Origin of the sequence: Moorena bouillonii PNG (assembly GCF_001942495.1) — a bacterium.
Classification (GTDB): Bacteria; Cyanobacteriota; Cyanobacteriia; order Cyanobacteriales; family Coleofasciculaceae; genus Moorena; species Moorena bouillonii.
On sequence record NZ_MKZS01000001.1, the window covers coordinates 5,048,605 to 5,066,787 of the forward strand.

The window sequence follows — 18,183 nt, forward strand, 5'->3', positions numbered from 1 at the left end:
GCAGGAATTGAACTTCAGACCGAATGTCTAGGTTTGTGTAAGATTCATGATGCAGCATATATGGGATTAGGCTGCATCGAAGCCAGAGGTAGTAGCTCAGTATTTTCCTAATTTCCCAGTAACTATTGACATCACCCTATTACCCTTGCTAGGGTAGTACCAGTAAAAAGAAATTGCCAAATTTTTCATGGCTTAGCCGCAAAGAGACATGTTCAGCCCCAGCTATTACTTTTATTTTTGGTTTAGGCAGGTTCACCGGAGGTGAGGATAGTTCCATATGGAACCCCCCGGTGGACCGCAGCAATATAATCTGCGGTCCTTTGTTTTTTTAGGCAAAGCAGCGACAGGAGCAAGACATGACCACCTACCTTTACAGCGTTTACGGCTTTTACTTTTTTTGGCCCAGAAATCGTTCCGGGTAGTAATGGTCGTGCCAACCTTTCACAGCAACCCGGAACCCTCAAGGAACCGGGTTTTTTTTATGTCCATATCTGTAACTAACATCTGTAACTAAGGAGTCCATAACCATGTTGAACGCTAAATTAGCACTAGCTACTAACCCCAATCACCAAACCATCGTTAGACTCTCAGAACAAGTTGTCTTCGGTGGCTCAGAACTGGTGATTATTGGTGGTCCATGTACCGTCGAAAGTCACGCCCAGATGGAAACAGTGGCTACTAAACTCAAAGCTGCCCCGGTACAGGCGTTGCGGGGAGGTGCGTTCAAACCGCGCACCTCCCCGTACTCTTTCCAAGGGCTAGGACTAGCAGGACTAGAAATTTTGTCTGATATCCGCAGGCGTCATCAAATCCCAGTAGTGACCGAGGTGATGTCGATTGGGCAAATTGAATCGATTGCTACCCACGCTGATCTGCTTCAGGTAGGTAGTCGCAATATGCAAAACTTTGACTTACTCAAAGCCTTGGGTAAGCAAGACTTGCCGATACTGCTAAAGCGGGGACTAGCTGCTACTGTTGAGGAATTCGTCATGGCAGCGGAATATATCCTCAGTCACGGAAACTCTCAGGTGGTGTTGTGTGAACGAGGTATTCGCAGTTTTGATAACTATACCCGCAATATCTTAGATTTAGGAGCAGTAGTAGCACTCAAGCAGTTGACTCACTTGCCGGTGATTGTAGACCCTTCCCATGCTGTGGGTAAGCGGGAATTAGTGGCACCTCTGGCAAAAGCTGCAGTGGCAGCTGGTGCAGATGGACTGATTATTGAATGTCACCCGGAACCAGAAAAATCTGTTTCTGATGCTAGACAGGCGCTTTCTATCGAAGCAATGGTGGATTTGGTTCATAGCTTAAAGCCGATAGCAGCAGCAGTGGGACGACAGATCGCAGACACTGTCACTCTTCCGGAGTTAGCGATTGCATCTTAATCTATAGTGCTACTTGAGCTGGAATAGGGAACTTCGGACAAGGCAACAGGGAATGATTGAGCGTGGTCTTATAGCCCTGCATCGCTCTTTCCTACTGTTACCTGTTCCCTATTCCCTGTTCCCTATTCCCATCAATCCTAGTTTGACATTAAATGAAAATGCTAGATTACCCATCAATCTCCTAACATCTGCAACTTGTATAGACTAGCGTACAATCCGTTTTGCCCTAACAATTCCTCATGGCTTCCCGACTCTATTAACTGTCCTCGCTTTAGTACCAGAATCCGGTCTACATTACGGATAGTGGACAGCCGGTGGGCAATAATAATTGCAGTCCGCTGTTCTAACAGCCGTTCCAAAGCTTCTTGAATCAGAGCCTCGGTAGCCACATCTAAACTAGCTGTTGCCTCATCCAGCACCAAGATTTGGGGGTTACGAATTGCAGCACGAGCAAAGGCTAACAATTGTTTTTGGCCAGCAGACAGATTAGTGCCTCGCTCTCTGAGCTGGGTATCGTAGCTTTGGGGCAGTTTTTCGATAAAGCTAGCCACGTTTGTCACCTCCGCTGAGGTTTTAATTGCCTCAATGGAGTAGGTTTCTCCTAAAGAAATATTACTCTTAACATCACCAGCAAAAAGAAATCCCTCCTGAAGGATGACTCCGATCTGGCGTCGTAGTTCTGCCTGGGGTAAATCCCGAATATCAATCCCATCTACCAGAATTCGCCCTTGGCTTGGTTCATAGAGGCGGCAGAGCAACCGAATAATGGAACTTTTACCTGCACCGGTCGGACCAACTAAAGCAACTTTTTCCCCTGGATGAATGGTAAAGTGCAAGTCTTTGAGAACATATTCATCTTGCTTGTAAGCAAACCAAACGTGTTCAAAGCAAATCTCTCCGTTTAGGGTTGAAGCTTTAAGGTTAGAGAGTTGTTCAGTATAACCATTGCCGAAGGATAAGTTAGAAGAGTGATGGGCTAGATCACCATTCAAGCTGCTTGGAGGCTTTATCGGTAAATCCCCAGATTGTTTCCGGTCTTGTTGACCTCCCTCAAGCTCTGGAGAACCTGCCACCTGCAACTGTCTGACCTGCAACCCTTCGGGGTCACGAATTTCAATGGTTTCATTCATAATGTCACTGATGCGCTCAATGGCAGTGAAACCAGCTTGGAGCATAGTGAATTTTTCGGAAAACCGACGCAAGGGGTCAAATAGCCGCTGAGCATAGAGGATAAAGGCCGACAAATCACCAAAACTCAGGTGATCTTGGAGGAGAAAATGACCACCGCTCCACAACACTGCTGCGATCGCTACCAGGGAAATCCACTCTAGGGTTGCTGAAATCGCTGAATCGTGAAATATGGTTTTGTCTACTTCAGTGACGTATTTTTGGTTAACCGTGCGAAACATCTCGGCATTGTATTGTTCACGGCGAAACAGTTGCACAATATTAATGCCAGAGATGTTTTCTTGCAGCATAGCGTTTAGGGAGGAAAGTTCTTCCCTAGATTTGTAGTTAGCTTTGCGATATTGTTTCTGGAAGTAAATAATAATAGCAGTCACTGGCAAGAGCATTACCACTAAGATCGATGCCAGTTGCCATTGCACCAAAAACATGGTAGCAGCAATGACTATCATGGATAGTAAATCACCCACGATGCCAATGGCACCGGTGGAAAAGACATCCCCTAGGGCTTCCACATCGCTAGTGAGCCTGGTAATCAATTTCCCCACTGGTGTGCGGTCAAAAAATCGCACCGCTAGGGAGGTGACGTGCTCAAATAGGTCTTCCCGGATAGCAGCAGTGATTTTCTGACCTATCTTCACCACCACGAATCCCTGAAGCCCAACAAAGACTAACCGGATTAGTATGGTTAATAGTAGTATAGTGATCAGAATATTGAGGCTCTGTGATAGGGAGCGCTCTAATAGGAACGACCAAGTTCGCTCTTCTTGACGAATTAAAGAGATTACCTGACCGACAATTAAGGGTTGAATGGCACTTGCTACGGACAGGGGTATCAATAAAGTAATTGCAATCAATAGCGGGCCTTTGCTGCGACGGGCGTAGGGGACTAGGCGTAGGAAAAGTCTCCAGTCGTTCTCTTGCGTTCGCATTGTTGGAGCTGCCTGTTTACCTGGTGATCTGCTGGTCATCTAACCCTAGGGGTGTTAATTTGGTGAACAATATGGTAGCGCAAATAAAATTGAGAGTGGTTTGAGTGAACCACGAAAACCCAAAGAACGGGAAGGACGATCGGCGGTTAAACTATAGGAGGATTGTCTCGATTGCTAAATTCTGAGGGTGGGCGATCGCTACTCCAAGCCCACCATACATAGCCACACTTACATTGATAAAACTCTTGCCACTTCCGGCGGTGGTCTTCACCCATCACTGGTGAGGAGCGATTAATCCAAACCTTCTCAGCTTCTAGAACAGATGCTCGACAACTAGGACAGCAGAACTCCAAGGCATGGGTGGCTGATTTGGTCCACTGAGGCGGTAAGGGGGCAAAAGCATCCATATATATAGCAATCCTCTGGGGGTCTCGGGGGGTAATAGTTAGCAATAGTTACGTTAATTTGGGATTCTTGATTTCCCTGAGACTATTTTAGGGGTTGTACCATCTAGAAATTGCCCTGAATCGGATATTGATATAGCTGCTAGCTTGACCCAGTAACTCTGCCATAGAATCTGATCGTGCTAGTTCATGGCTAAATTGCCTAATTGGAAACACAAGGGCCCATGTCTCATCCCTTATATCTCAATGTTATTTCCTTCTGTGGTATTTTTGCCCTATGTTTCATTGCTTGGCTCAGTTCTGAGCATCGCCGCCTAATTCCTTGGAAAGTGATCATTTTCGGCATTGGTTTACAACTGGTCATGGGACTGCTAATATTCCTGTTTGCCCCCACCCGCCAATTCATCCTCGGCTTGAATGACGCTCTCAATGCTATCTTGGATGCTTCAGAAGCAGGAGCTAGGTTTATGCTCGGTGGTGGTAATTCTGCCTTTGTTCCTGATCCAGAATTGATGGTTGGTCCTGGTCCAGCGGGACGCTGGATTTACCGAGCAGTGGGAACTCCTTACGTTTCGGTTCCAGGGGATCGCCTCACTCCAGATAATCTGAATTTCGGCTTTATTTTTGCCTTCCGCTCCCTACCCCAGGTGGTTTTCTTTTCCGCTTTGATTGCTCTGTTGTATAGACTGCATGTGATCCAGCCAGTGGTTCAGGTCTTTGCCAGACTATTCCGGGCAACTATGAGTATTAGTGGTGCTGAATCCCTATCAGGAGCAGCGAATATTTTTGTAGGGATTGAATCAGCGATCGCAGTCAAGCCATTCTTAGCCGATATGACCCGCAGCGAACTGTGTGCTATCCTTACTTGCTGCTTTGGTTCGATTGCTTCAACAGTATTGGCTCTCTATACCAGTTTCTTGCGACCGACTTTCCCCACCATTACTGGTCACTTGATGTCCGCTTCTATCCTAACTATTCCCGCCTGCTTCGTGATGGCGAAACTGATTGTGCCAGAAACCGATGTGCCCAAAACCTTAGGGAAGGTACCAACAGAGGAAGAAGACCCGAATCAGAAAAAACCTAGCCCCATCGATAGTTTAATTGTGGGAGCATGGGATGGAGTGAGGATGGCTGTGGGAATTGCCGCTGTAGTCATTGCAATCCTAGGCTTAGTGGCACTCGTTAATACTTTTTTTGCTTATTTGGCTAATTTAGCTGCTAGTGACAATCCCCTACTACAGCTAATCGGTAATATCTTTAGTGTGATTACCTTGGATAATATCTTTGGGGTACTATTTTTGCCCTTGACCTTTCTGACTGGTGTTTCCCTAAATTGGCAAGAACTGTGGCAAGCCTCTGTCTTAATCGGTCAACGGTTATTACAAACCGAGATTCCTTCCTATCTTAAGTTAGCCCAGCTATCAGCCCAGGGATTAATTAGCGATCGCGCTATTTTGATTATCAGCTATGTCCTCTGTGGCTTTGCTCATATTGCATCCTTTGGCATTTTTGTTGGTGGTTTAGCGAGTCTGGTTCCCGAACGTCGTGCTGACATTAGCGCCATTGGCTGGAAAGCTCTCTGGGCAGCAACTTTAGCTACATACATGACTGGCTGTATTGCTGGTGTGTTTGATTTCGGCAACCCAGCAATTTTGGGAAAATAGTCTGAAGTCAGCAAATGTGAAGTCTAAATTCTAAATTCTAAATTCTGAATTCTCAATTCTAAATTCTCAATTCTACTTGGTGGTGCGTTACGGGGCGAACTATTCCAACGCTGGCTACGAAGTGGAAAATTAGGGCGAGCCCGCCCCTAACGCACTACGGGTGCATCTCATATTTGTAAAAAAGATCGCAAGTCTCAGAAGTGTGGGGAGTGTGGGGAGTGTGGGGAGTGTGGGGAGTGTGGGGAGTGTGGGGAGTGTGGGAATTTTCTCCCGAATTTTTGCCTAATTGCAAAACTGAGATGCACCCCGCACTACATTCTGAAATGATAAAAATTGTAATTGATATTTCATAATTTCTCCTGCATAATTCCATGAAACGTAACCAACTTTGGCTGATTGGTCTAACTCTGCTAACTACCCTATTACTAATAATTGGGGGGCGCACCCCAGGGTCTAAACCTGAGCAATTGACTATACCAATACAATCATTACCAGCTCAAGCTCAATTGTCTGCCCTAGCAGCGCCCACTACTGCTGATACCTCAGCCCATACTTTAAGACTTAATCAAGAACCTTATAAAGATCTCACAAAGCGCTTTCAGGTGGGTATACTGGAAGGATATAAGGTTAGTACCATAGGTGGTTTCCCCTTAATTGAAGCACCCGATGGTAACTTAGCCTACACGGTGCTTGTAGAACAAAGAGCGACAGATCGTCCATTAAGCAACGCTTCCCTAGCACAGATTGCTATTGAACAGTTTAGGCGGGGTGAAGGATTTCAAACCGGTAATTTTCAGCCAGTACCAGGAGGGGTGTCTCTTCCTTGGAGAGGTAGCTTAACCCTAGGTGGTCAGACTCAGCCAGTCAGTGGAGTGATCTTGGCGCGTCAGCTGGGTAAAAATGTGGTGGTGATGCTAATTTGCACCACAGAATCAGCTCAGGGAGACGTTAAAGATGCCATTGCACTTTTGGCTAATACTCTCAAACCTCTTTAAGGTCAATGGCATGCTCCTTACGCTTAAGGGAAGCTGGTAATTGTCCATCGTCTATGGTGCATTATTTTTTCTCCACCAAAGCTGCCTTTACTTACCAAATATAGGCAGTTTTCTGTGCTGCTCACTTCAAGTAACATCGGATTAATTACCTCCTTAGAAGGGGTTATTCCTTGAGGATTTATTAGTTATTAAAAAAAATAAACTAACCACTAATCAAGATAGGTTTTCCAAATGATATGTAAATATAATATGTCTTTTTTTATTGTCAAATAAAACTCCGGCTCTCTTTCCTAGGTTGCTTTTTTCCTCTTGTCTGCCAGGCAATTTCTGCAACAAGTGTGTTTACAATCCATATAAAACCCTATAACTAGCTTTAACAAAAATTACTGTATAGAGCATCAGAGTCAGTGTGACTTTATTTCTTTTTCAAAAAAGTATCAATAATCCGGATCTATTTAATTAATATTGTATTGATAATTATCCCTGATGCTATCTAGATTTTTTTTTTATCTTTTTCTAGGTAATTAATAGGTGATTTGAGCTTTAAATAATCTTCAGGTTTTTTATTGAATAGTTTATATTTTCGGTACTCTATTAGTAGCTATTATATTTAATTAAAATTAAGCCTTGATTATAGTAAAGATTTATAATAGATATTTGATAAGCTAATTATTCCATAATTAATCGGGATTTTTAATACAAAGTAATATCAAATATTTTCAATTAAAAATGTTTAAAATAATTTAATTAATTTCATGCGCTTATTGATAATTCAGTATGCTGGAGATTACCGTGAAGCCTTTGAACGCTTAGCTAACGGTGGACCTGAAACATACTATGCTCAGAAATATTCTGTAGATGCGGTAGCTGAAATTGGCAAACAAATTGGGGAAGTTGCAACTCTCTGTTGTATGACCGAAAAACCCTACAATCAGCTACTGGAAAAAGGAGTTCGTGCTATTGGTGCAGGGTTTGATGGAAAGATTAACGTTAAAAAGTTAATCCAATTGATTGAAGATTACCATCCCACTCATTTAGTTGTTCGCACACCCATTCGGGACGTTTTTCGTTGGGCAATTAACAATACTGTTCCAACCCTAGCCCTATTTGCTGAATCTATTCCCACCAGAAAGGTGCGTAACAAGTTTCGTAATTATTTACTAAGCCAATTATTAAATAATGATCGAATCCAATGGATTGGTAGTTATGGGATTGATTCCTCCCGAGTACTCCAGGAGATAGGAGTCCAATCTGACAAGATAATTCCTTGGACTTTTATTGTTACTGAAACCCCAGAATCCTTGTCACCAAAAACTCTACCAGCACAGGCTAAGCCCTGGCAACTGTTTTACATTGGGTCAATGATTGAAGCTAAAGGGGTTGGCGATATATTAGAATCTATCGCTAAATTAAAAGCTAATAAGTTTCCAATCAAATTGAAGATAGCTGGTAACGATAAAACAGGTTTCTTTGTCAATAAAGCTAAGCAGCTACAAATCGAAGACTGTGTAGAGTTTCTCGGAATAGTACCAAATAAGACCGTAGTTCCTCTGATGAGAGAATCTGATCTGGTATTAGTTCCTAGTCGCCACGAATTTCCAGAGGGTTTCCCACTGGCAATTACTCATGCCCTTTGCGCTCGAACTCCAATCATTGCTTCAGATCACCCGATGTTTATCAATAAACTAAAAGATGGCATCAGTGCGAAAATTTTCGAAGCTGGCAACTCTGTTGCTTTAGCAGAATCTATTCAAAAGCTGCTTTCAGATTCAGATCTTTACCATAATCTGTCTATAGCCTCTTACGAAACCTGGAAGAGTTTGCAGCTTCCAGTAAAATTTGCTGACCTAATTCAGCGATGGCTACATGACTCACCAGAAAATGAACAGTGGTTAATTGATCATCGCTTAAGTTCAGGGCGCTACAACTCAACATCTCCCTAATAATTTTTCATAATAATTATGATGACTAAAAAGAATAAGCCAGATAAAGAATTCCTAATCTATAGGATTTAAGGTGCATTTTAAAAATTGTTCGGATTAATACCAAGTATAAACTAATCATTACTAACTAAAAATGGAAGTTACTTTGTCAAAAATACCTTTTAATCGCCCTGTTACTGTTGGAACAGAATTTGAGTATATCCAACAGACCATCAAGAACATGGATCTTTCCGGTGATGGTGCTATTACCAAACAATGTCATGCTCTACTCGAAGAAATATTGTCAGTGCCGAAGGTTCTGCTAACCACTTCCTGCACCCATGCTCTGGAAATGGCGGCAGTACTATTAAATATCCAACCAGGGGATGAAGTCATTGTTCCCTCCTTCACCTTTGTCTCTACCATTAATGCCTTCGTCTTACGAGGTGCTCAACCTGTTTTTATCGACATCCGCCCGGATACCCTCAATTTAAACGAAGAGAAATTAGAATCACTGATTACCCCCCGCACCAAAGCCATTGTCCCTGTACATTACGCCGGTGTCGCGTGCGAGATGGATACTATTTTGGAGATTGCTGGGCGCTATGGTATACCAGTTGTTGAGGACAATGCTCATGGACTATTTGCTAAGTACAAAGGCAAGTATCTAGGTACATTTGGTTGTCTAGCTACCCAGAGTTTTCACGAGACTAAAAACTTTACTTGTGGAGAAGGTGGCGCACTCTTGATCAACGACCCCCAGTATATCGAACGTGCTGAGATTATCCGCGAGAAAGGAACTAATCGCACTCGCTTCTATCGCGGTCAAATTGATAAGTACACCTGGGTAGATATTGGTTCAAGTTATCTCCCCTCAGGCATACTCGCAGCTTTCTTGTATGCTCAACTAAAAAGTCGCCAACAGATTCAGAGCAAGCGACAGCAAATTTGGGAGTACTACTACGAAAATCTCAAGGATTGGGCACCGGAGTACGGTATCCGCTTGCCAATTGTGCCAGAGTACTGTGACCAGGCATACCATATGTTCTACATACTCTTACCGTCCCTAGAGAAGCGCCAAGCCTTGATTGCTCACTTGAAAGCTCAAGGCATCTACAGCGTTTTTCACTATCTGCCATTGCACTTGTCTGATATGGGACGAGAGTTTGGGGGCAAAGAAGGAGACTGCTTGGTGACTGAGGATGTAAGCGATCGCTTACTTCGTCTGCCCTTTTACAACGATATGACTGAGGCTGACCAAGCAAGGGTTGTGGCATCAATCAAGAAATTTTTCTGAACTCTAGCAGAACTCTAAGACATACATAACTGAGGTAAAACTCGGTAACAAACACTATAAATAGTAGGGTCCAGAGTGAGACCCTACAAGTATACTTCCTGCCTAAGTCCTGAAATAAATAGATAGGCGAATATCAAGGCAGCTATCTAAATCGATAAATCCAATACTCAAGCGTTCGCTACGCGAACGCTTACTTTGTCTTACCTTTGGTCAAGATTAATCAAGCAATTCACTAGGAAATTTATAATACTTAGGGTCACAAAAAATAATTATAGGAGTAGTCAATGAGCCTATCAATTACTAAAAGCTATCTCGCTAATGCTGAAGAATGGGATAAAATTTGGCAAGAATGCAATTATTCAACTTATTTTCATTCAAGAGAATGGGCCGAAATCTGGAATACCTATACTCAAGGAGAATTTCGCCCAAACCCTCAAATGATCGTATTCTCAGATCAAAAAAGAGCTTTAATCCCCCTTTCTTATAAACTTGGAAATCCGAAATTTATCAAGAAATACTCATCCTCACCAGACGGAACCTTTGGAGGATGGATTTCCGCAGACGAACTTACCATTGACCATGCCATTTTAATCGTTAAATTTCTAGATACAAATTTTTGGGGTAAATTAAGTTGGCGAGTAAATCCTTACAATGAACTAGCTAGTCAAGCTGTAGCCCTAAGTTGTGTCAGTGAACAAGAGGAGGATACAACTCACGCCATTAACTTAGACGTGGGTTTTGAGACAATTTCCAAAACTTGGAAAAAGGGCGGTAATTCTATGGCTCGAAAAGTCCGAAAAGCTATCAAGGAAGGAGTTTCAGTAACTACAGCATCTACCCTAGATCAATGGTGGGAATATTATCAAGTTTATCAAGATTCATTACGACGATGGGGAGATAATAGTCTTGGTAGCTATAGTTGGGAACTTTTTAAAACAATTTTTAAACGTAATTCACCTAACGTTAAGCTTTGGCTAGCCCACTATCAAGACCAAATTATTAGCGGAGCACTATGCTTCTACGCCAAGAAACATGTGGTGTATTGGCATGGCTCATCTTTAGAAAAATACTTGAATCTAAGACCAGTTAACTTAGTTATGTATGAAATTGTCAAAGATTCTTGTGAACAAGGATATTCTTGGTTTGATTTTAATCCTAGTGGTGGATTGCCAGGAGTTATAGCATTTAAGAAAAGTTTTGGAGCCGAGCCTCTTGACTGTTATATGATCTATGTTGATCATAAGTTGAGGCGCATGGTCAAACCCCTAAAACCTTTAAAGAAAATCCTAATGCCGTATTACCCTAGAGCTAACTAGGCCAAAGGGTTTATTTTTTATATCTAAAAACCATGACATTAACCAGCTAAATCCTGGTAAATCAATAAATTATCAATTATTTGAATAATAGTCATGGTGCAACATCAAATCATAAACTAATAGTGAGCTATAATTTAAGCGGTACGTTTGATAGCAAGATTCAACCTTTGTAAAACCGATGATGCAGCCCTTGAAAGTTGGTTTTTTCTCTTCTCAGAATTATTTAGATAAAAATACTTTTTCTGGCACCCTTTATTATATGCATAGGTCTCTGGCATCAAGAGACCTTAAGTTGATTAATCTCGGCAATCCCAGAAAAGTATCCTATTGGCATAAGCTAGTCAAGCCTATCCAATTAATCGATTCATTTTTAGGTTTAAAGTCTTCTGATCACAATGAACAGCTCAATCGATTCATAATTAACGTTCAAAGACAGTTAAAGGAAACACCATGTGATTTACTTTTTGCCCCCGTTGCATCAGGAGAATTAAGTTTAATTGACACTAGTATTCCTATTATTTTTTTATCCGATGCTACTCCGAAGCTAATCAACAATGACTACTATCAAATTTATCGAAATATAGAAGAATTTGAACTAGGAGAAAAACATGAATTTGCTGTATTATCAAAATCTCATAAACTAGTTTATTCTTCAGAATGGGCTGCAAAATCTGCCATTAGCGACTATCAGGCAGATCCAGAGAAAGTTGAAGTAATTCCCTTTGGAGCAAATTTAGATGATATCCCGTCAGTATATCAACTATTTTCCAAGTGTAATGCTTCCCGTTGCCGTTTATTGTTTATTGGTAAAGATTGGCAGAGAAAAGGTGGAAATATTGCCTTTGAAACTCTGATGTCTCTGCTGAACATGGGAATTGACGCTGAGCTAGTTATGCTTGGTTGTGTGCCACCGGATGACATTAAGCATGAGCGGCTAAAGGTCATTCCTTTTTTGAATAAAAATAATCCTAAGCAACGAGAGGAACTTAATCAATTATTTTTGCAATCCCATTTTTTGATGTTTCCCACCCGTGCTGATTGTTCACCAATTGTGATTTGTGAGGCTAATGCATTTGGTCTCCCTGTAATCACAACTGATGTCGGAGGAATTCCGACAATTATTAAAGATGGGAAAAATGGTTATATGTTACCGTTATCTGCCTCAAGTGATCAGTATGCTAGTGTGATAGCAAATAACTTTGGTGATCGGGCAGTCTATGAACAATTAGTCAAGTCTTCTAGAGAGGAATACGATCAGTCTCTCAATTGGGATACATGGGCAGAACGTATACATCGTGTGATGATAAGCATGTTCAATTGATTCCTGTCGGATTTGTGAGATTTGGAATAAAATGAAGAGGGGAAAGAGGAGTAAAAATCTCCTCATCCCCTCTTTACCTTATCCCTCATTTCTAATTTACAAAGACTTAACTATGAGGGCAATGTTTCTGACCACACTCTAAGGCAGTAAGCATATTAACCGTTGACAAGCTCTTTTGCTAGCAATGGTAGTGGCTTACCTTCAAAGTATTCAGGAATTGGTGCACCCATCAATTCCAAAATTGTGGGGGGAAGATCAAGAGCATGACCGCCTCCGAAATCAACACCGGACGCAATATCTGGACCTGCGGCGATGATAAATCCCTCAGGGCGATGGCTGCCAGAACGATAATGGGGTACAGGACCAATACGTCCAACATCAGGACTTTCCACCACATCTGTGGCATACTCATCTTGCCAGACAAGTACCAAGTCGGCATCAGACAGCTTACAATTTCGCTCAGTGGGCGACTTCCGTGTCCTGATGATATCCTTGACCATCGGTACACCTTTTCGGGCATCTTTAAGAGCGTAAAGCTTTTGGATCAGTTCATCACAGAAGGCATCATACTCGGATTCCGGTACCAATCCTTGGGGTTCTCGTCCCTGAAGATTGATGCGGATATATCCTTCTGAAAAGCTTGGTAGGGCAAACGCTTTCATCTTGTGCCAGACCGGTGCATACCAAGCGGCTGGTTGGAAAGGTACTACATCGGTTTGCTTAGCTAGCCTGAATGGCGAGATTAGATCGGGTTCTTGAGAAGAATCTAACCATGGCTCGATTAGTTTGAAAAGCTTGGTGGGAGTTTCTCGTCTCAAAAACCTTTTAATGGGATTAGGATCGTACTTGGTACCCCACAGATGCCGCTCCCAATAGTTCCATTTCATTTTGGTAATTATCGGTTCAGGGGGTGTTCCCAACTCAGTACCATTAGCCAGGCCAAATTTGCCAGGGAAACTCAGGCGATATAGAAACTCAGGCAGGAAGGTCGTGCTGGGGGTATCCATGGTGTTAGGACCCATGCCATGAGCGGAGAAAATGACGACATGAGCATCCTTTGGTGCTTTGGCTAAAATCTTGCCGATTGCCCGATCAATGGCTTGAAAGCCTTCGAGCATTGGATCACCTGAAACACGGGAACTAAAATGCTCATACAGAGGATGCTCCGGTTGACTCAACTGCCAGAAATTGTGACCCAGTGCATGGGCTTCGCCAAACACTGTTAAAAACAAGTCCCAAGAACCTCGTTGCAAGAGATCTTGACAAATAGTAGCGCGACGGGAGATCCCTGTCTCAAGAACTTTCCGAAGTCGAAGTGTTCCTTTTAAATCAAGACACACTGCATAGTCTTTATGGAGTCCTGGATGTTCTCCATGTTTGTCAACCAGTTCTTGAAACAGTGAAGTCGGTAAAGACCCACTAGCTACTTGAGGAGAATGGGCTCCCCAAGCTAAAACCTGCGGACCATTTACCTTCTCAGAAAGCCGAGTTTGAGGCATGTCAAAAACTGCCACTCGATAATCTTCACCCAGGGCATAAAATGGAGGATACTCACTATAGTCATAGGCGGCCTTGGTGTAGCACTCATAGCTACCTTCTCGAAATCCCAAGGGAGACCAGTACCCAGTTGTGTGAGGCGAGCAGCCAGTCAAAAATGTTGTCCAAGGGGTTTCTGCACTAAACGCTTCAAAGTTTTTTAGGCGTCCATAGGTTCCCTGGTCGCGCAGACGACGCATAGTCTGGAGATGTCCCTGAGACATCCATTTCTCAAGGACAGAGGGCTCAGCTGCATCCAGTCCAATGGCAATAACGGGCTTGTTCATTTCTCTGAAAGTAAATGTTAATACTGGAGATGCAACCTGCAACTTAACCAGGGGCATTCGTGAATCTTGGCAAGTCTTAGAGTGACATTAAACTCGATTTGGTCTATGTTATACAACAGCTAAGTTTACCGTTATACCCCTGCTTTGATCTTTACCTATGGATTTATAAAAATCCTTCTCGTTATTATAACTTTATAACAAGATTAACTGAAATTCATATATAGCGTAAGCTTTTGATAAAAATCTCTAGAGCAAAAATCCGGATAGCTGTTTTTTATTAAGTATATATTAGTGGTGATAATTACCAGCCATGTAAGCAGTCAGCTAATGCGCGTGCGTCACAGGCTATAAGCCTGTGCCACGAACGCTACTTGAGTGAAGTCAGCTTACCAATAACTTCCAATTATAAAGTCAGTTTTGCTAGCCCTGATAGTTAAAATTAGTGTACAGTAGATTTTTTAAAAAAATCCAAATAATTACATTATTTTTTTTTAGTTTTTGTATAACTTTATTCATTGCGCTTAATCCAACATATCCTGAACAATTTTATCAAAAATTTAATAGTGTTTTAAGTAAATCAACGGTTCAAAACTCTCTGGATAAAACTAGTAACTTAGGAACTAACCTGAATGGAATTGCTGATTGGTCAACTGAACTTCCTTTCTTAGATGCCTTCAAATCTTCGAGACCATGGATTACTCAATGTGTCTCTGGAGAAACAGGCTGTAGTGGTTCATGGGATACTGAGGAATACGATAAACTCGATTTAGACGAACACGGCTGGGTTAAGTCTTTACCTGCTCCAGAAGCTTCTCCTGAATATACTCGTGTGGCTACACTACTTTTTACAGGGATGAAAAATTATCCAGCTGGAAAGTATGTGGTTTTATACGATGGAGAAGGCACTATAGAATACAAGTTTGATGCTACCAAAGATGAGGTAGCGTCAAGGCCAGGAAGAGATGTAATTAATGTCACTCCATCTGGGGCTAGTATCTATTTAATAATTACCTCTACGGATCCTAATCAAACAGGGAATTATATTCGCAACATTCGTGTTGTTCAAGCTAAGTATGAAGATACTTACGAGTCTGAACTATTTAATCCTGAATTCATCAATAAAATTAAAAAATTTAAAGCCATCCGTTTTATGGACTGGATGGAAACCAATCATTCTAAGCAAGGGGAATGGGCAAATAGACCAAAAGTAGATGATGCCTCCTACGCTTACGGTAAAGGTGTACCTGTAGAAATCATGGTTAAACTGGCCAATCGAATTGGTGCTGATCCATGGTTTAATATGCCCCATCAAGCTACAGATGAGTATATAACTAATTTTTCCCAAATAGTTAAAGATACCTTAGATCCAAATCTAAGGGTTTATGTGGAACTGTCTAATGAAGTGTGGAATTGGCAATTCCAACAAGCTAACTATGCCTTAGCTCAAGGTCAAGCTAGGTGGGGCAAGGATAAAGGAGATGCATACATGCAATGGTATGGCATGCGTACTGCTCAAATGTCTGATATTTGGAAAAAGGTATTTGGTAGTGACAGCAATAACGTTGTGTCTGTTATGGCTACCCATACCGTATGGCTTGGTTTGGAAAATGCTGCTTTGGATTGTCCTTTGTGGGTAGCAGAGGGTAATACTCCTTGTTATCAACATAGTATTGATGCTTTTGCGATCGCGGGATATTTTAATGGCAGCTTAAACGCGGAAGAAAACGAAAGCACCATAGAATCTTGGTTGAATGAACCCGATGGCGGAGTGTCAAAAGCGTTTAAGCAGATCAAATCCGGGGGTTTACTTCCCACAGAAGAAGACTATGAGAGTTTAAGTGATATTGATCAAATTTTTAACTATCATCAAAAAGTAGCAGCTAAGAGAAAACTACAGTTAGTGGTTTACGAAGGTGGTCAACATCTTGTCAAGTCCGATAATCAAAAACTAACTGAGTTTTTCATTGAGCTTAATAGACATCCAGAAATGTACAAAATTTATACACAACTCCTGAATGAATGGAAGAATCAGGGCGGTGGCTTATTTATGCACTTTTCTGATATCAAGAAGCCGACTAAATGGGGGAGCTGGGGTGCTTTAGAACATGTATACCAAAAGAGTTCACCCAAGTATGATGCTCTCATAGACTTTATCGATCAAAATTCCTGATTCTGTAAACTTCCCTAGAAAGCTGTACAAGGGTGAATCTGCTACAGTTTAATCTGGCTAAAATCTTTCACCAACAACGATAGCGTTAGGGAAACATAAGCATTCAGCTATCAGCGTGTCGCGTATCAGCTATCAGCTAAAAACTTATGGCCACACTACTGTTCGCGCAGCGTGCGCGTAGCGCAATCGGTGTTTTTGAATAAAATAAGCTGACGGCTGACGGCTGACGGCTGAACGCGCACGCGTGCGCGTAGCGCATATGCTTACAGGGAAACAGCGTTTCAGTGCTACCTCTACGTTTCAATTCTTTGCCTCGTCCAAGAAAAGAGCTAAATTCTCAAAGCAGTTAAACGATGAACAATCTCTCAGCTGTAGAATACAAACCCCAAGGTGTGAAGCAAATTGGATTAGTTGTGATTGGACGCAATGAAGGTGAACGCCTACGTCAGTGTCTACTGTCTGTGATTAAGAACGCCGCTCGTGTGGTTTATGTCGATTCTGGCTCCACAGATAACAGTGTGGAAATCGCTCATTCTTTAGGGGTAGAGGTGATTGGACTCGACCTATCTAAACCGTTTACTGCAGCTCGTGCTAGGAATGCGGGATATATCTATCTCAAACATTTAGAGCCAAATCTTAAGTTTGTCCAATTCGTGGATGGGGATTGTGAGGTAGTAGGGGGATGGCTCGACTATGCTCAAGGGGAACTGGAAGCCAACCCTAATGTCGCTGTAGTCTGTGGTCGCCGACGAGAACGCTTCCCTGAAAAATCTATATATAACCGATTGTGCGACATGGAGTGGGATACACCAGTGGGTGAAGCTTCCGCCTGTGGTGGTGATGCCATGATGCGTACAGAAGCTTTTGAACAAGTCGGAGGGTTTAATCCTACCCTAATTGCTGGTGAAGAACCGGAACTGTGCCTGCGCCTGCGCCAAAGGGGTTGGAAGATTTTTCGCCTAGATGCTGAAATGACTTGGCATGATGCCCAAATGACTCGTTTTAGTCAGTGCTGGAAGCGGTTCTTAAGAGCAGGTCATGCTTACGCTGAGGGAGCCTGGTTACACGGTCACACTCCAGAACGCCATTGGGTCAAAGAAAGCCGGAGCATTTGGTTCTGGGGATTACTCTTACCCCTGTTAGTATTTGCGATCGCATGGCTCACCCATGGCTTGAGCTTATTGCTGTTGCTTGGTTATCCTCTGATCAGTTACCGGATCTATCGTCATAAGTCCCAAACAGGTTTGAGCTCAAAAGATGCTTTACTTTATAGTCTCTCTTGCATGATCGGCAAGTTTCCTCAAGTCCAAGGTCAGATTCAATTTCACCTAAATCGATTGCTAGGACAGCGTAGTAACTTGGTTGAGTACAAAACTGTACTTAATAGTAACAGTTAGATAGCGTTTGTATTTGAGTTGTGAACAAAGGATTGATAGAAAAAGGGAACAGGGAATCGGGAATCGGGAATCGGGAATCGGGAACATTATAAAACAGATATGATGAGATTTTAAAACCTCTATAAATTTGATAGTTATTTAATTTTTTATTTTTTTATTTAATCTATATAAGTTTAGCGAATTTTCTATAATTTATAACTGGTTAAATTGACAAAAATAACGAGTATTTAGTGGATGTAATATACAGGGTTTTTCATAAGTATGAGATAAACAGGATTTTTTCAATCTTCCCTATTCCCGATTCCCGATTCCCTATTCCCGATTCCCGATTCCCGATTCCCGATTCCCGATTCCCGATTCCCGATTCCC

Annotated in this window: 12 protein-coding genes; 9 read left to right on the forward strand and 3 right to left on the reverse strand. The window is 42.2% G+C overall.

Annotated features, from left to right (window positions below; genetic code table 11):
* Positions 1–527: 527 nt before the first annotated feature.
* On the forward strand, positions 528–1,388 hold the full coding sequence (gene aroF / locus BJP37_RS20490; protein WP_075901524.1) for a 3-deoxy-7-phosphoheptulonate synthase: 861 nt from the start codon (positions 528–530) through the stop codon (positions 1,386–1,388).
* Between the two features lie 173 nt (positions 1,389–1,561).
* Here the strand turns inward: aroF and BJP37_RS20495 are convergent, their stop codons facing one another.
* Together BJP37_RS20495 and BJP37_RS20500 are read right to left on the reverse strand one after the other, a co-directional pair.
* Positions 1,562–3,544 (reverse strand): ABC transporter ATP-binding protein, encoded by a 1,983-nt coding sequence (locus BJP37_RS20495; RefSeq protein WP_075901526.1) that lies wholly within the window; start codon positions 3,542–3,544, stop codon positions 1,562–1,564.
* A 107-nt stretch (positions 3,545–3,651) separates the two neighbouring features.
* Entirely contained in the window at positions 3,652–3,912 is a 261-nt protein-coding gene (locus BJP37_RS20500; RefSeq protein ID WP_075901528.1) for a hypothetical protein, read from the reverse strand.
* A 221-nt stretch (positions 3,913–4,133) separates the two neighbouring features.
* Between BJP37_RS20500 and BJP37_RS20505 the strand changes: the two genes are divergently transcribed.
* The 6 genes from BJP37_RS20505 (at position 4,134) to BJP37_RS20530 (ending at position 12,424) form a co-directional block, all read left to right on the forward strand.
* Entirely contained in the window at positions 4,134–5,573 is a 1,440-nt protein-coding gene (locus BJP37_RS20505; protein WP_075901530.1) for a NupC/NupG family nucleoside CNT transporter, read from the forward strand.
* A 371-nt stretch (positions 5,574–5,944) separates the two neighbouring features.
* A complete protein-coding gene (locus BJP37_RS20510) occupies positions 5,945–6,568 on the forward strand; it encodes a hypothetical protein (RefSeq protein ID WP_075901532.1) in 624 nt (207 codons plus the stop codon).
* A 755-nt stretch (positions 6,569–7,323) separates the two neighbouring features.
* A complete protein-coding gene (locus tag BJP37_RS20515) occupies positions 7,324–8,511 on the forward strand; it encodes a glycosyltransferase (protein WP_075901534.1) in 1,188 nt (395 codons plus the stop codon).
* Between the two features lie 133 nt (positions 8,512–8,644).
* Positions 8,645–9,787, forward strand: coding sequence for a dTDP-4-amino-4,6-dideoxygalactose transaminase (rffA, locus tag BJP37_RS20520; protein WP_075901536.1), 1,143 nt, complete (start codon positions 8,645–8,647; stop codon positions 9,785–9,787).
* 284 nt (positions 9,788–10,071) lie between these two features.
* Positions 10,072–11,103, forward strand: coding sequence for a GNAT family N-acetyltransferase (locus tag BJP37_RS20525; protein WP_075901538.1), 1,032 nt, complete (start codon positions 10,072–10,074; stop codon positions 11,101–11,103).
* A gap of 178 nt (positions 11,104–11,281) precedes the next feature.
* A complete protein-coding gene (locus BJP37_RS20530) occupies positions 11,282–12,424 on the forward strand; it encodes a glycosyltransferase family 4 protein (protein WP_229415389.1) in 1,143 nt (380 codons plus the stop codon).
* 155 nt (positions 12,425–12,579) lie between these two features.
* On the opposite strand, the gene BJP37_RS20535 is transcribed toward BJP37_RS20530, so the two are convergent.
* Entirely contained in the window at positions 12,580–14,247 is a 1,668-nt protein-coding gene (locus BJP37_RS20535) for an alkaline phosphatase family protein (RefSeq protein WP_075906314.1), read from the reverse strand.
* Positions 14,248–14,689: 442 nt separating this feature from the next.
* Here BJP37_RS20535 and BJP37_RS20540 point away from each other — a divergent pair, with 442 nt between their 5' ends.
* Positions 14,690–16,417 carry a cellulose-binding protein gene (locus BJP37_RS20540; protein ID WP_075901542.1) on the forward strand — a complete coding sequence of 576 codons (1,728 nt, stop codon included), beginning with the start codon at positions 14,690–14,692 and terminating at the stop codon, positions 16,415–16,417.
* Between the two features lie 353 nt (positions 16,418–16,770).
* Positions 16,771–17,814 carry a glycosyltransferase family 2 protein gene (locus BJP37_RS20545; RefSeq protein ID WP_229415390.1) on the forward strand — a complete coding sequence of 348 codons (1,044 nt, stop codon included), beginning with the start codon at positions 16,771–16,773 and terminating at the stop codon, positions 17,812–17,814.
* Positions 17,815–18,183 lie beyond the last annotated feature (369 nt).

Excerpts from the sequence above, each read along its gene's own strand:
- aroF (WP_075901524.1), top strand. The coding sequence starts at position 528 with ATGTTGAACGCTAAATTAGCACTAGCTACTAACCCCAATCACCAAACC.
- BJP37_RS20495 (WP_075901526.1), bottom strand. The coding sequence starts at position 3,544 with ATGACCAGCAGATCACCAGGTAAACAGGCAGCTCCAACAATGCGAACG.
- BJP37_RS20500 (WP_075901528.1), bottom strand. The coding sequence starts at position 3,912 with ATGGATGCTTTTGCCCCCTTACCGCCTCAGTGGACCAAATCAGCCACC.
- BJP37_RS20505 (WP_075901530.1), top strand. The coding sequence starts at position 4,134 with ATGTCTCATCCCTTATATCTCAATGTTATTTCCTTCTGTGGTATTTTT.
- BJP37_RS20510 (WP_075901532.1), top strand. The coding sequence starts at position 5,945 with ATGAAACGTAACCAACTTTGGCTGATTGGTCTAACTCTGCTAACTACC.
- BJP37_RS20515 (WP_075901534.1), top strand. The coding sequence starts at position 7,324 with ATGCGCTTATTGATAATTCAGTATGCTGGAGATTACCGTGAAGCCTTT.
- rffA (WP_075901536.1), top strand. The coding sequence starts at position 8,645 with ATGGAAGTTACTTTGTCAAAAATACCTTTTAATCGCCCTGTTACTGTT.
- BJP37_RS20525 (WP_075901538.1), top strand. The coding sequence starts at position 10,072 with ATGAGCCTATCAATTACTAAAAGCTATCTCGCTAATGCTGAAGAATGG.
- BJP37_RS20530 (WP_229415389.1), top strand. The coding sequence starts at position 11,282 with ATGATGCAGCCCTTGAAAGTTGGTTTTTTCTCTTCTCAGAATTATTTA.
- BJP37_RS20535 (WP_075906314.1), bottom strand. The coding sequence starts at position 14,247 with ATGAACAAGCCCGTTATTGCCATTGGACTGGATGCAGCTGAGCCCTCT.
- BJP37_RS20545 (WP_229415390.1), top strand. The coding sequence starts at position 16,771 with ATGAACAATCTCTCAGCTGTAGAATACAAACCCCAAGGTGTGAAGCAA.